Here is a 13,955-nt window from a genome sequence, read left to right as displayed (position 1 = left end):
GAATCCTATGAGCGATACCCTCCGCGACCAGCTGATGGGCCTGGGCTTCAAGCCCGCGCCCAAGCCCGAGCGCAAGAATGATGGCCCCCGCCGTGACGGTCGCCCGCAGGGCAAGGGTGGCAACGGCAATGGAAAGCCGCAGGGCGCTGGCAAGGGCGAGCACAAGCCCGGCGAGCGTCGTGGGCATGGCCACGGTCGCCCGGGCAAGCCCGGCCAGTCGCGTGGCCCGGGCCAGCAGGGCCCGCGCACGCCGCGCAGCGCCGAAGAGATGGATCTGGCCAAGGCCTATGCCATCCGAGCGCAGAAGGAAAAGGAAGAGCGCATCGAGGCCGAGCGTCTGAAACAGGAAGAGGCGCGCGTACGCCGCGAGGCCAAGGCCAAGCTGGAAGAACTGCTGAAGGACAAGAGCCTGAACTCGGAAGCGGCCGACATCGCCCGCCACTTCCCGTATGGCGGCAAGATCAAGCGCATCTATGTGACCGCCGAACAGCTGACCGCGCTCAATGCCGGCGAGCTTGGAGTGGTCCAGCTCAACGGGCGCTACCTGCTGGTGACCGCTGAAGTGCTGGCACAGTCCGAGGCGGTGTTCGCCCCGTCGGTGGCGCTGAAGGTCGATCCGAATGCGCCGGCCGAGGAAGATCCGTACGCGGATCCGCAGTACCAGGTGCCGGACGATCTGGTCTGGTAACTGCATCTACCGCGTGATGAAAACGCCGGGCATTGCCCGGCGTTTTCGTTACCGGGTGCACGCAGTGCTGCGCCGCGCACGGATCAGCGGCAGGCTCAGCGCGAAGAAACAGAGCAGGGCGCCAATCAAGGCGAAGCCGCTGCCGGCCAGGAACGCGGTGCGGCCGTCGTCGATCTTCCACAGTTGGCCGGCAATGAGCGCGCCCAGCACACCGCCGACACCCGACGAGAATCCATAGAGCAGTCCCTGGCCGTGGCCATTGAGACGACCGGGGAAGTAGGTCGCCAGCATCTGCATCGCTGCAGCGAAGAACGCGGCAAAGCCCAGCGCGTGCGCGGTCTGCGCCAGCAGCATCACCGGCAGGTTCTCCGGGAACAGTGCGGTCACGGCCCAGCGCAGGCAGGAACTGGCCAGCGCGATCAGCAGCATCCAGCTGGCGTCGTAGCGACGGAAGAAGCGGCCGATGGTGAAGAACACGCCCACTTCGAAGACCACGCCGATGGTCCACAGCAGGCCGAGGGTGGTGGTGCGGTAACCGTGGTGGTCCATGTAGACCGAAAAGAACGTGTAGTACGGGCCGAACGACAGCTGTTCCATGAAGGCGGCCAGGAAGAACGCCAGCACTGGCGGTCGGCGCACGATCTGCCAGAAGCCGCTTGCGTCACCCGCCGTCCTGCCGATGTCGCGCGCGTAGTGATTGCTGAAGGCCGAGGCAACCAGCAGCACGAACAGGGGCAGCATCATCCACGGCAACAATCCGGCGTGGTTGCCGGCGCCATCGCCCTCGATCAGCCAGCCGAACAGGGTGACCACGGCGATGAAACCGAGCGAGCCCCAGACCCGGATCAACCCGTAGCGATGGCTGTCGTTGCCCAGGTGGGTGAGGGTGATCGACTCGAACTGCGGCATCACCGCGTTGTAGAAGAAGCAGAACACGATCATCGCCGGGTACATCCACGGCTGCGGCAGTGGCAGCAGAAAGGCAGCGAAGCTGAGCAGGGTCAGCACGCAGCCGACGCGCAGCAGGCGGATCGGTCGCGGTGATGCGGCCGCCAGCGAGGTCCAGGTACTGGGTGCGATCACGCGGGTGGCGTACCACAGGCCCATCATCACGCTGATCGCGGTCACGCTCATCCCGCGCGCGGTCAGGAACAGGCTCCAGTACGGCGTGAACGCGCCGAGCGCCGCGTAGTAGAACAGGTAGAAACTTGAGAGGCGGGCAACGGGAACGGTCATCGCCGAATGATGAAGCAAAAAAAGGGGACGGAGGGGATCAAGTCGCTAATGCACAAACGACTTAATCCCCTCCGTCCCCTTTTTGTGTCATTCGGGGTCGTAGTCGAGGTTGGAGGCCAGCCAGCGTTCGGCCTGGGCGCGGTCCACGCCCTTGCGCCGGGCATAGTCGGTGACCTGTTCGCGGCTGAGCCGCCCGACCACGAAGTACTGGCTCTGCGGATGGCTGAAGTAGTAGCCCGAGACAGCGGCCGTGGGCAGCATCGCGAAGCTCTCGGTCAATTCCATGCCCGCGTTCTTCTCAGCCTGCAGCAGGTCGAACAGGCGGCGCTTCTCGCTGTGCTCGGGGCAGGCCGGGTAGCCCGGGGCCGGACGGATGCCGCGGTACTGCTCGTCGATCAGGGCCTCGTTGTCCAGCGTCTCGGCGCGGTCGTAGCCCCAGAATTCGGTACGCACGCGCTGGTGCAGGCGCTCGGCCAGCGCCTCGGCGAAGCGGTCGGCCAGTGCTTTCAGCAGGATCGCGTTGTAATCGTCGTGCTCGGCCTCGAAGCGCGCGACGTGGGCGTCGATGCCGATGCCGGCGGTGACCGCGAACGCGCCGATCCAGTCCTGCTTTCCGCTGTCGGCCGGGGCAATGAAATCGGCCAGGCAGAAATCCGGACGTTCGGCTGGCTTGTCCACCTGCTGGCGCAGGAAGTGCAGGGTAGTTTCGCCCTGTGCGTGCTGCACGCGGACATCGTCGCCGATGCTGTTGGCTGGCCACAGGCCGAACACGGCCTTGGCCGTCAGCCACTTCTCGCCGACGATGCGCTCGAGCATCGCACGGGCATCCTTATACAGCTCGCTGGCCTGGGTACCGACGATCTCATCGGTGAGGATCGCCGGGAACTTGCCGGCCAGCTCCCAGGCCTGGAAGAACGGCGTCCAGTCGATGTAGTCGACCAGTTCGGCCAGCGGATAGTCGTCGAACACGTGCAGGCCGGGTTGATTCGGTGCCGGTGGCGTGTAACTGTCCCAGCCGCCCTGGAATTTCTGCCCGCGCGCATGTTCCAGCGTGACCAGGCGCTTGGCGTCGCCCCGGTTGCGGTGGCGCGCGCGGATTTCGGCATAGTCGGCTTCGTTGGCGGCAACGAAGGCCTCGCGCAGATCACGCGAGATCAGCGACTGCGCCACGCCAACTGCGCGCGATGCATCCTTCACCCACACCGTCGGCGCCTTGTAGTGCGGGTCGATCTTCAGCGCGGTATGCGCACGCGAAGTGGTCGCGCCCCCGATCAGCAGCGGCAGGTCGAAGCCCTGGCGCTCCATCTCGCGGGCGACGTGGCTCATCTCCTCCAGGGACGGGGTGATCAGCCCGGACAGGCCGATCAGGTCGGCGTTGTGCTCGCGGGCGGCATCGAGGATCATCTGCGCCGGCACCATCACGCCGAGGTCGACCACGTCGAAGTTGTTGCAGGCCAGTACGACGCCGACGATGTTCTTGCCGATGTCATGCACATCGCCCTTCACCGTGGCCATGATGATCTTGCCGTTGCTCTTGGCGGTGTCACCGCTGCGCGCTTTTTCCGCTTCGATGTAAGGCAGCAGGTAGGCCACGGCCTTCTTCATCACGCGCGCGGATTTCACCACCTGTGGCAGGAACATCTTGCCGGCGCCGAACAGGTCGCCGACGATGTTCATGCCGTCCATAAGCGGTCCTTCGATCACGTCCAGCGGGCGGCTGGAGGCCTGCCGGGCCAGTTCGGTGTCTTCCTCGACGAAGGCATCCAGGCCGTGTACCAGGGCATGCGCCAATCGCTGTGCCACCGGCTTTTCGCGCCAGGCCAGGTCTTCGGTCTTCGCCGCGCCCTTCCTGCCCTTGTAGCGCTCGGCGATCTCCAGCAGGCGCTCGGTGGCATCGCTTCGGCGGTTGAGGATCACGTCCTCGACACGCTCGCGCAGGTCCGGCTCCAGTTCGTCGTAGATCGGCATCGCGCCGGCGTTGACGATGCCCATGTCCATGCCGGCGGCGATCGCGTGGTACAGGAACACCGAATGGATGGCCTGGCGCACGGTTTCGTTGCCGCGGAACGAAAACGAGACGTTGGAGACGCCGCCGGAGACATGGCAGTGCGGCAGGGTCTGCTTGATGATACGGGTGGCTTCGATGAAGTCCACCGCGTAGTTGTCGTGCTCTTCGATGCCCGTAGCGACGGCGAAGATGTTCGGGTCGAAGATGATGTCCTGCGGCGGGAAGCCGATCTCGTCGACCAGGATGCGGTAGGCGCGTGTGCAGATCTCGACCTTGCGCGCACAGGTGTCTGCCTGCCCGGCCTCGTCGAACGCCATCACCACTGCCGCGGCGCCATAGCGCAGCACCTTGCGCGCGTGCTCGCGGAACAGCGCTTCGCCTTCCTTCAGCGAGATCGAGTTGACCACGCTCTTGCCCTGCAGGCATTTCAGGCCGGCCTCGATCACGCTCCACTTGGAGGAGTCGACCATCACCGGGATGCGCGCGATGTCCGGCTCGGACATGATCAGGTTGAGGTAGCGCGTCATCGCCGCTTCCGAATCGATCAGGCCCTCGTCCATGTTGACGTCGAGGATCTGGGCGCCGCTGGCCACCTGCTGGCGGGCCACTTCCACCGCCTCCTCGTAGCGGCCTTCCTTGATCAGCTTGCGGAACTGCGCGCTGCCGGTGACGTTGGTGCGTTCGCCGACATTGATGAACAGCAGGTCCGGGGTGATGACCAGAGGTTCCAGGCCGGACAGGCGGGTAGGGCGGACAGGCGTCATGGCAGGCGTCGGCTCAACAGCAGTAGGGCGGGAAGTGCGGGACGGTGGCGGCAACGTTCATGCGGCCTGCTCCCGGGTGCCGGGCAGTGCGCGCGGCGGCAGTCCGGCCACGGCATTGGCAATCGCACGGATATGCTCGGGGGTGGAGCCACAGCAGCCGCCGACCAGGTTCAACAGGCCATCCTCGGCGAAGCCGCGCAGCGTGGTGGCCATCTCTTCGGGAGTTTCGTCGTACTCGCCGAACGCGTTGGGCAGGCCGGCGTTGGGGTGGGCGCTGACATAGCAGTCGGCGACCTGCGAGAGGGTTTCCACATGCGGGCGCATCGCATCGGCGCCCAGCGCGCAGTTCAATCCGATCGACAACGGTCGGGCGTGGGCGAGCGATGCGTGGAAGGCCTCGGCGGTCTGCCCGGACAGGGTGCGACCGGAAGCGTCGGTAATGGTGCCGGAGATCATCACCGGCAGCCGCCCGCCGCGCGCATCGAACGCTTCCTCCAGCGCATACAGCGCGGCCTTGGCGTTGAGCGTGTCGAAGATGGTCTCGACCATCAGGGTATCGGCGCCGCCGTCGATCAGGCCCTCGATGGCTTCGCGGTAGGTGTCGCGCAGCTCGTCAAAGCTGGTATTGCGGAAGCCGGGATCGTTGACGTCGGGGCTGATCGAAGCGGTGCGGCTGGTCGGGCCAATCACCCCGATCACGAAGCGCGGCTTGCCCGGAGTGGTTGCGGCCACTGCATCACAGCACGTGCGCGCGACCGCAGCGCCGGCCTTGTTCAACTCGTACACCAGGTGCTCGAGGTGGTAGTCGGCCTGGCTGACCGAGGTTGCATTGAAGGTGTTGGTTTCGACCAGGTCCGCGCCTGCCTCCAGGTAGGCGGTATGGATGTCGGCGACGATCTGCGGCCGGGTCAGCAGCAGCAGATCGTTGTTGCCCTTCAGATCATGGCCTTCGGGTACGCCGTGGTCGCAGCCGGGTCCATGGGCATGGTCGTAACCACCGGCGAAGCGCTCGCCGCGATAGTCCTGCTCCTGCAGCCCGTGGCGCTGGATCATCGTGCCCATCGCACCATCGATGATCAGGATCCGCTCGCGCAGGGCGTCGAGCAGGGCGTTGGCACGATCAGGATGCAACCAGGGCAGGGCGGGCATGGCGGTCTCGGGCTCAGGGCTTGTTGGCGATCAGCGAAATCACTTCGAAGTGCGGCGGCCGTTTCTCGCGGGTGACCGTCTCCAGGCTGGACACCTGCAGGCCGGCCTTGTCGACGAACCTGCGCAGCTCCTTGTCGCTGAAGCCGAGGTTGACGTGGCCATAGGCCTCCACCGCTGCCTTGTGCTCGTGGCGGGCCAGGCTGCACAGCAGCAGGCGGCCGCCCGGGCGCAGTACGCGTGCAGCTTCGGTCACCGCCTGCGCCGGTTTGCTGGCGTAGGTGAGCGCATGCATCAGCACGACCAGGTCGAAGCTGGCATCCTCGAACGGCAGGGCATGCATGTCGCCCTCGCGCACTTCCACATTGGGCAGCCGCCGCAGGCGCTCGCTGGCGGCGGCGACCACGCGCGCGCTGGTATCGATGCAGATGTAGCGCTTGGAATGCGGGGCAACCAGTTCGGCCAGCACGCCATCACCAGAGGCGATATCCAGCACGTCGCCGGTCTCAAGCAGCGGCAGCGCGGTGCGGGCCAGCGCCTCCCAGGTACGGCCCGGCGAGTAGTGGCGTTCCATGTCGCCGGCCACGCTGTCGGCCCAGTTCTGGTCGGCGGCGCGGTGGGCCAGCACGGCGGCCACGCGTTCAGCGTCCTGGCGCAGCAGCGGGTCATCGCTTCCGTTGCTCAAGGCATGCCACAATGCACGCTGCGCCGGGTCCAGCTGGGCCTCGTCGAAGCGGTAGTAGGCCGACACGCCGGCACGGCGGTCGCGGACCAGGCCGGCTTCCTTCAGGCGTGCCAGGTGGGTGGACACGCGTGGCTGCGCCAGCCGGGTGATCGCCGACAGTTCGGCCACGGTCAGTTCCTCCTGCTCCAGCAGCGCCAGCAGGCGCACGCGAGTGGCATCGGCGAACACCTTCAGGCGGGTCGACCAGTCTTCCAGATCCATAAACATCTACCTATCGCGATATAGAGATATATTCGCTGAAGGGGCCTGGCGCGGTCAAGTCGCCAGCGTACGGAAACTGCCGGGCCCCGGTACAATCGCAGCACCTGGGCGCGCCGTATGCGGCCCATAACTTCATGTACCCGGGAGGGTGTTGTGGATTTCAGCTTTACCGAAGAGCAGTTGATGCTGCAGGACGTTGCGCGGCGCATCGCGCAGGAAAAGATCGGCCCCAGTGCGGAGCACCATGACCGCACCGGCGAGTTCCCGCTGGACAACATCCGCCTGCTGGGCGAGAACGGCCTGATGGGCATTGAAGTGCCGACCGAATACGGCGGTGCGGGCATGGACCCGGTTGCGTACGTGCTGGCGATGGTGGAGGTCGCCGCCGCCGACGCAGCCCATTCGACCATCATGTCGGTCAACAATTCGCTGTTCTGCAACGGCATCCTGACCCACGGTACCGAGCAGCAGAAGCAGACCTACGTACGTGCCATCGCCGAAGGCACGGCCATCGGCGCGTTCGCGCTGACCGAGCCGCAGTCCGGTTCCGATGCCACCGCCATGCGCTGCCGCGCGGTGAAGCAGGCCGACGGCACCTTCGTCATCAATGGCAAGAAGAGCTGGATCACCTCCGGTCCGGTGGCCAAGTACATCGTGCTGTTCGCGATGAGCGAGCCGGACAAGGGCGCGCGCGGCATCACCGCCTTCATCATCGATACCGACAAGGCCGGTTTCGGTCGTGGCAAGACCGAGCCCAAGCTGGGCATCCGCGCCTCGGCCACCTGCGAGATCGAGTTCAACGATTACGTGGCGCAGGCCGAAGACGTGCTGGGCCAGGAAGGTGAGGGCTTCAAGATCGCCATGAGCGTGCTCGATGCCGGTCGCATCGGCATCGCTTCGCAGGCCGTCGGCATCGCCCGAGCCGCCTATGAAGCGACGATTGAATACGTCAAGGAGCGCAAGGCATTCGGCGCGGCCATCGGTACCTTCCAGATGACCCAGGCCAAGATTGCCGACATGAAGTGCAAGCTGGACGCCGCGCTGCTGCTGACCCTGCGCGCGGCGTGGGTGAAGGGCCAGGGCAAGCGCTTCAGCAATGAGGCTGCCATCGCCAAGCTGACCGCCTCTGAGGCGGCGATGTGGATTACCCACCAGGCGGTGCAGATCCACGGCGGCATGGGGTATTCCAAGGAAATGCCGCTGGAGCGCTACTTCCGTGATGCCAAGATCACCGAGATCTACGAAGGTACTTCGGAGATCCAGCGCCTGGTGATCGCGCGCAACGAAACCGGGCTGCGCTGAGTCGCATGGCCGCGCCGCCGCAATGGCGGCGCGGCGGTAGGCCCACGCCACGCGTGGATGCGCTGTTCTCTGGCCGTCTGTAGAGCCGAGCCCATGCTCGGCTCCGGTACAAGCAGCCGAGCATGGGCTCGGCTCTACAGAGCGGCAACCTGCGCATCGCCATGCATTTCATTCTGCGGCGCCCTCCCAAAGCCCCGCTACAATGCAGGCCGTTTTTTTCATGGGTCTGCACGATGATCTATCGCGGTTGGGGAATCATGACGCTGGTGACGCCGATTGCAGCGATCCTGCTGCTGGCGTACTTCTTTCCGCATGACGGCCCCAGGGGCAGTATCCCGCTGTCACAGGTTCTGTTGGGCGCAGGCCTCGGCGCAGCGGTGAACGTGGTGCTGGGCCTGTGGCTCAACCGTGCGCCGCGGCAGAAGGGGGAGGCCGCGCCCCACCATTTCTTCTTCGTACCCATGCAGTGGGCCTCGCTGATTCTGGTGGCGGTGTGCGCGGTGGTTGCGCTGCTGCGCTGAGGCGTTGCCCGAACAGCGCCAACCCAGGTTGGCGGCTACCGGCAATGCCGTTGTTCCGGTAGATGCCAACCTGGATTGGCATGAATTCAATTGTGGCAATAAAAAGGCCCCGGATCGCTCCGGGGCCTTTTCGTTTTCAGCGCAGCACCGGATCAACGATCCGGACGATGTGCGGCATCCGCATCGCGCTGGCGTTCCATGAACTCCTTGGACGGTTCGTCCAGCTTGTCGCCCAGCATGCGGCGCACGACCACGAAGAACACCGGGATCATCAGCAGGCCGAGCAGGGTGGCGAACAGCATGCCGCCGATCACGCCGGTACCGATGGCGTGGCGGGAGTTGGCGCCGGCACCGGTGGAGATCGCCATCGGGATCACGCCCATGATGAACGCGAACGACGTCATCAGGATCGGGCGGAACCGCAGGCGCGCCGCTTCGATGGTGGCATCACGCAGGTTCTTGCCTGCTGCGCGCTGCTCCACCGCGAACTCCACGATCAGGATCGCGTTCTTCGCCGCCAGGCCGATCACGGTGATCAGGCCGATCTTGAAGAACAGATCGTTGGGCAGGCCGCGCAGCATCGACAGGCCGAGGGCACCCAGCACGCCCAGCGGCACCACCAGCAGCACCGCCACCGGGATCGACCAGCTTTCATACAGCGCGGCAAGGCACAGGAACACCACCACGATGGACAGCACCAGCAGCAGGGTCGCAGCGTTGCCGGCCAGGATTTCCTGGTAGGACATGCCCGACCAGTCGTAGCCGAAGCCGGCCGGCAGGTCGTCGTTGACGATGCCTTCCATGGTCTGCATCGCCTCACCCGAGCTGGTGCCCGGTGCCTGCGAACCGACGATGTTGATCGCCGAGTAGCCGTTGTAGCGGCTCAGCGACGGCGGCGCCGACACCCATTCGGACTTGACCACCGTGTTCAACGGGATCATCGCGTTGGTGCCATCGGCGTTCTGGGTCAGGCTGGACGGGCTGTAGAAGCTCTTCAGCGATTCCTGGCCAGTGCGGTACGGACCATCGGCCTGCATGGTCACGCGCTTGATGCGGCCTTCGTAGAAGAAGTCGTTGACGTACACCGGGGCCAGCATCAGCTGGATGGTGCTGTACACGTCCGACACCGACATGCCCATCGACTGCGCCTGCACGCGGTCCACGTGCAGCTGCAGCTGCGGCGCGTTTTCCAGGCCGTTGGGGCGCACGCCGACCAGGTGGTCCGGCTTCTGCGCGGCCTGGCCGAGCAGGATGTTGCGGGCCTGGGTCAACTGTTCGTAGCCGGCACCGCTACGGTCCTGCAGCCACATGTCAAAGCCACCGAACTGGCCGAGGCCCTGCACGGTGGGCAGGTTGACCACGAAGATCTGCGCTTCCTTGATGCCGTAGAACGCGCCGTTCATGTTCTGGATGAACTCGGGCGCGGTGAACTTGCGTTCCTCCCACGGCTTCAGGCGGATGAAGCCCATGCCCACGTTCTCGCCGGAACCGACGAAGCTGAAGCCGGCCACCTGCAGCATGCCTTCATAGCCATCCTGTTTTTCCAGGATGCCACGCATCTGCGCGAACACTTCGTTGGTCTGGCCCTTGGTCGAGCCCGGCGGCAGCTGCACGATCGCCAGCGCATAGCCCTGGTCTTCTTCCGGCAGGAAGCTGCCCGGCATGCGGGTGAACAGGAAGCCGCACAGCGCGGTCAGCACCACGAACAGGATCATCCAGCGCGGCGCATGGCGCACCGCAGAGGTGATGTGGCCCACATAGGTGTGGCTGATCTTGTCGTAGTACTTGTTGAAGGTGCGGTAGACGATGTTCGGGTTGTCGTTGTGCGTCGGCTTGAGGAAGGTCGCGCACAGCGCCGGGGTGAAGCCCAGGGCCAGGAACGCCGAGAATGCCATCGAGATGGCGATGGTCAGCGCGAACTGCTTGTAGATCTCACCGGCGGCACCGCCCTGCAGGGCGGAGGGGATGAACACCGCGGCCAGCACGACGGTGATCGCCACCACCGCACCGGTGATCTGGGTCATCGCCTTCTGCGTGGCCGGCTTCGGCGCCAGGCCCTCCTCGGTCATGATGCGTTCGACGTTCTCGATCACCACGATCGCGTCGTCGACCACGATGCCGATCGCCAGCACCATCGCGAACAGCGTCAGCTGGTTGATCGTGAAGCCGATCATCCACATGCCCAGGAAGGTACCGAGCAGGGCGACCGGGATCACCAGGGTCGGGATCAGGGTGGCACGGAAGTTCTGCAGGAAGATCAGCATCACCAGGAACACCAGCAAGACCGCTTCAAACAGGGTCTTGACCACTTCCTGGATCGAGATCTTGACGAAGGTGGTGCTGTCGTACGGCGAGAACCAGGTGACCCCGGCCGGGAAGCTGGGCTGCAGCTCGTCCATCTTGGCGCGCACCGCTTCGGCCACGTTCAGGGCGTTGGCGCCCGGCAGCAGCTGGATGGCGAAGGCACCGGTCGGCTTGCCGTTGTACTGGGTGTCGAAACCGTAGTTGTTGGCACCGAAGGCGACGCGGGCGATGTCCTTCAACAGCACGCGCGAGCCATCAGCGTTGGCGCGCAGGATGATGTTCTCGAATTCCTGCGGCGAGCTGAAGCGGCCTTCGGCCGAGACCGTGGCGGTGAAGTGCTGGCCTTCCGGCGACGGGTCCGAACCCAGCGCACCGGCGGCGAACTGCACGTTCTGCGCGCGCACCGCGGCCAGTACCTGGCTGGCCGACAGGCCATAGCCCTGCATCTTCTCCGGGTTCAGCCAGATGTTCATGGCGTACTCGGAACCGAACTGCTGGGTGCTGCCGACGCCGGGGATGCGCGAGACCTGGTCGAGCACGCGCGAACCGACGATGTCGTTCAGGGCGTCACGGTTGATGGTCGGGGTATCGGACTGCAGCGCCACCACCATCAGGAAGCCGGCGTTGGCCTTGGCCACCACCACGCCCTGCTGGGTCACTTCCGAAGGCAGGCGTGGCGTGGCCAGCGAGACCTTGTTCTGCACCTGCACCTGGGCGATGTCCGGATCGGTACCGGTCTCGAAGGTCAGGGTGATCTGCGCACGTCCGTTGGAGGCGGACGAGGAGCTGAAGTACAGCAGGTGATCGATGCCGGTCAGCTGCTGCTCGATCACCTGGGTGACCGACTTTTCCGTGGTATCGGCGCTGGCGCCCGGGTAGGTCGCCGAGACGGTGACCTGCGGCGGGGCGATGTTGGGATAGGACTCCACGCCCAGGTTGAGGATCGCGATCACGCCGCTGAGCGAGATCAGGATCGCAACCACCCAGGCGAAGACTGGATGTTCGATGAAAAATTTAGGCATGACGGAAGGTTCCCGTTACTGCTTGTTCGAATCGGTGGCGGCCGGCTTGGCCGCATCGGCCTGCTCGGGCTTGGCCGCGTCGGCCGGTGCCTTGCCTGCAGCCGGTGCAGCGCCCGCCGGGGCGGCGCCGCCTGCGGTCGGCTTGCCGTTGGCGTCCTGGCCCGGGGTCCACGGCTTGGCCACCGCCGGTGCACCTTCCTTGACCTTCTGCACGCCGGCCACGATCACCTTGTCACCGGCGGCGAGGCCGTCGCTGACCAGCCAGTTGCCGTTCTGCGCGCCATCGGTCTTCACGTTCTTGCGCACGACCTTGCCGTCGGCGCCGACCACCATCACGTAGCCGCCGGTGGTATCGCGCAGCAGGGCCTGCTGCGGCACCAGGAAGGCGTTGTTGCGCTCGCCCAGGTTGGCCTGGAAGCTGACGAAGGCGCCCGGCAGCAGGATCTGCTGCGGGTTCGGCAGCAGCGCGCGCAACGACACGGCGCCGGTGGCCGGGTCGACCGTGGTCGAGGAGAAGTCCAGCGTGCCCGGCTCACCATAGGTGGTGCCGTCGGCCAGCTTGACGTTGACCGTGGCCTTGCCGTCGCCGGACAGCGCCAGCGCGCCCTTGGCCTGCTGCGCGCGCAGCTGGGTCAGTTCGTCCACGCTCAACGAGAAGTTGACGTACAGCGGGTCGAGCTGGTCGACGGTGGTCAGCAGGGTCACATCGCCCTGGCCCACCAGCGCACCCTCGGTGACCTGCTGCTTGTTGGCCACGCCACTGATCGGCGCGGTCACTTCGGCATAGCCCAGGTTGATCCGCGAGGAGGTCACTGCCGCTTCGGCCTGCTTGACCGCGGCCAGCGCGGTGCGCTCGGCCGATTCGGCGTTGTCCAGGTCGGACTTGGAGACGAACTGCTGCGGGGCCAGCGAGCGTGCGCGGTCGGCGGCGACCTTGGCGTTGGCGTAGGTCGCGCGGGCCGAGGCCAGCTGGGCCTCGGAGGCGTTGAGCGAGGCGCGCAGCGGCGCCGGGTCGATCAGGAACAGGGTCTGGCCCTGCTTGACCTGCGAGCCTTCCTGGTAGACGCGCTTGAGCAGCACGCCGGGCACGCGTGCGCGGACGTCGGCACTGCGGAACGGCGACAGGCGGCCGACCAGCTCGCGCTGCAGCGGCAGGGTCTGCGGCTTGGCGTCGATCACGCCCACCTCCGGCGGCGGGGGCGTCTGCTGTTCCGGCTTCTTGCAGGCAGCCAGCGCGACAGCAACGGCGCACGTCAAGGCAAGGGTGCGGAGTGGGGCGGTCATCAGGAGGAACTCCGGGGTTGGTTTGTAGACGGGGCCGGCGACGGCTGAGGCGCGAAGGCGCGCAGGAAGCTGTCGACGGAGAACTCTGCCCAGCGCCGACGCAAGAGCGCGTCATCACGGTGGGGGGTATGGAAGCGCTGTTTGTCGAAATCCTGACCGGCGATCATGCTCAGCAGCAGTTCGGCCATGAAGTGCGGGTCGTCATGCCGGAGCTGGCCCTGCATGCAAACGGTTTCAATCCATTCAGCAAGATGAAGCGTCAGTGCGCCGGCGCCATGCCGGTACAGGGTACGCGCCTCTTCGGGAAACTGGGCCGCGTCGGCGGCGATCAGCCGGCAGGCCTGGCCCACGTGCGGTTGGTTGAAGTGCTCCAGGAAGTCGGTGGCGAACTGGAGCAGGCTGGCACGCAGGTCGTCAGTGCGGAGTGCACGAACCATGGCGCCGGTAGCGTGGCCGACGTGGCGCTGCATTACCCGGCGCAGCAGTTGCTGCTTGCTGCCGTAGCGCGAGTAGAGGGTCTGCTTGGAACAGCCGGCATGCTGGGCCACCGCGTCCATGCTCATCTGCATGCCCTGCTGGGCCAGCAGTTCGCGCACGGCATCGAACACGCGCTCATCGCGTGCGTCGAGGGCAACGGGAAGGTAGGCCGGGTTCACGCGGTGGACTATACCGTCCAGTTCAGGATTGTGGAATCGAATCGGTGTCGCCGCGTGTGTCTTCCGGTAACACGCTTT

10 protein-coding genes are annotated in these 13,955 nt (G+C 65.7%); 3 read left to right on the top strand and 7 right to left on the bottom strand.

What is annotated here, in order from left to right; translation table 11 throughout:
• Positions 1–7: 7 nt before the first annotated feature.
• A complete protein-coding gene (locus ACM0PK_RS00420) occupies positions 8–688 on the top strand; it encodes a DUF2058 domain-containing protein (protein WP_088496861.1) in 681 nt (226 codons plus the stop codon).
• Between the two features lie 48 nt (positions 689–736).
• On the opposite strand, the gene ACM0PK_RS00415 is transcribed toward ACM0PK_RS00420, so the two are convergent.
• The 4 genes from ACM0PK_RS00415 to ACM0PK_RS00400 form a co-directional block, all read right to left on the bottom strand.
• A complete protein-coding gene (locus ACM0PK_RS00415) occupies positions 737–1,924 on the bottom strand; it encodes an MFS transporter (RefSeq protein ID WP_414607303.1) in 1,188 nt (395 codons plus the stop codon).
• An 87-nt stretch (positions 1,925–2,011) separates the two neighbouring features.
• Positions 2,012–4,696, bottom strand: a complete 2,685-nt coding sequence (metH, locus tag ACM0PK_RS00410) for a methionine synthase (RefSeq protein WP_414607302.1) — start codon at positions 4,694–4,696, stop codon at positions 2,012–2,014.
• A 57-nt stretch (positions 4,697–4,753) separates the two neighbouring features.
• Entirely contained in the window at positions 4,754–5,845 is a 1,092-nt protein-coding gene (locus tag ACM0PK_RS00405) for a homocysteine S-methyltransferase family protein (protein WP_164213988.1), read from the bottom strand.
• A gap of 13 nt (positions 5,846–5,858) precedes the next feature.
• On the bottom strand, positions 5,859–6,788 hold the full coding sequence (locus ACM0PK_RS00400; protein ID WP_072168161.1) for an ArsR/SmtB family transcription factor: 930 nt from the start codon (positions 6,786–6,788) through the stop codon (positions 5,859–5,861).
• Between the two features lie 153 nt (positions 6,789–6,941).
• On the opposite strand from ACM0PK_RS00400, the gene ACM0PK_RS00395 reads away from it, so the two are divergent.
• Both ACM0PK_RS00395 and ACM0PK_RS00390 read left to right on the top strand, forming a co-directional pair.
• Entirely contained in the window at positions 6,942–8,090 is a 1,149-nt protein-coding gene (locus ACM0PK_RS00395) for an acyl-CoA dehydrogenase family protein (protein ID WP_111201568.1), read from the top strand.
• A 233-nt stretch (positions 8,091–8,323) separates the two neighbouring features.
• Positions 8,324–8,611, top strand: a complete 288-nt coding sequence (locus ACM0PK_RS00390) for a hypothetical protein (protein ID WP_138951979.1) — start codon at positions 8,324–8,326, stop codon at positions 8,609–8,611.
• A 152-nt stretch (positions 8,612–8,763) separates the two neighbouring features.
• On the opposite strand, the gene ACM0PK_RS00385 is transcribed toward ACM0PK_RS00390, so the two are convergent.
• Genes ACM0PK_RS00385 through ACM0PK_RS00375 form a run of 3 tightly spaced genes read right to left on the bottom strand, consistent with a single transcriptional unit; the run spans position 8,764 to position 13,877 of the window.
• Entirely contained in the window at positions 8,764–11,937 is a 3,174-nt protein-coding gene (locus tag ACM0PK_RS00385; RefSeq protein WP_005417430.1) for a multidrug efflux RND transporter permease subunit, read from the bottom strand.
• A gap of 15 nt (positions 11,938–11,952) precedes the next feature.
• Positions 11,953–13,221, bottom strand: a complete 1,269-nt coding sequence (locus tag ACM0PK_RS00380; RefSeq protein ID WP_414607301.1) for an efflux RND transporter periplasmic adaptor subunit — start codon at positions 13,219–13,221, stop codon at positions 11,953–11,955.
• Positions 13,221–13,877 carry a TetR/AcrR family transcriptional regulator gene (locus tag ACM0PK_RS00375; protein WP_061480087.1) on the bottom strand — a complete coding sequence of 219 codons (657 nt, stop codon included), beginning with the start codon at positions 13,875–13,877 and terminating at the stop codon, positions 13,221–13,223. The genes ACM0PK_RS00380 and ACM0PK_RS00375 overlap by 1 nt, the downstream gene beginning before the upstream one ends.
• Positions 13,878–13,955 lie beyond the last annotated feature (78 nt).

This window comes from Stenotrophomonas sp. FR010 (assembly GCF_047520755.2).
Classification (GTDB): domain Bacteria; phylum Pseudomonadota; class Gammaproteobacteria; order Xanthomonadales; family Xanthomonadaceae; genus Stenotrophomonas; species Stenotrophomonas sepilia.
This window is presented reverse-complemented; position numbering and strand designations above follow the sequence as displayed.

Excerpts from the sequence above, each read along its gene's own strand:
- ACM0PK_RS00420 (WP_088496861.1), top strand. The coding sequence starts at position 8 with ATGAGCGATACCCTCCGCGACCAGCTGATGGGCCTGGGCTTCAAGCCC.
- ACM0PK_RS00415 (WP_414607303.1), bottom strand. The coding sequence starts at position 1,924 with ATGACCGTTCCCGTTGCCCGCCTCTCAAGTTTCTACCTGTTCTACTAC.
- metH (WP_414607302.1), bottom strand. The coding sequence starts at position 4,696 with ATGACGCCTGTCCGCCCTACCCGCCTGTCCGGCCTGGAACCTCTGGTC.
- ACM0PK_RS00405 (WP_164213988.1), bottom strand. The coding sequence starts at position 5,845 with ATGCCCGCCCTGCCCTGGTTGCATCCTGATCGTGCCAACGCCCTGCTC.
- ACM0PK_RS00400 (WP_072168161.1), bottom strand. The coding sequence starts at position 6,788 with ATGGATCTGGAAGACTGGTCGACCCGCCTGAAGGTGTTCGCCGATGCC.
- ACM0PK_RS00390 (WP_138951979.1), top strand. The coding sequence starts at position 8,324 with ATGATCTATCGCGGTTGGGGAATCATGACGCTGGTGACGCCGATTGCA.
- ACM0PK_RS00385 (WP_005417430.1), bottom strand. The coding sequence starts at position 11,937 with ATGCCTAAATTTTTCATCGAACATCCAGTCTTCGCCTGGGTGGTTGCG.
- ACM0PK_RS00380 (WP_414607301.1), bottom strand. The coding sequence starts at position 13,221 with ATGACCGCCCCACTCCGCACCCTTGCCTTGACGTGCGCCGTTGCTGTC.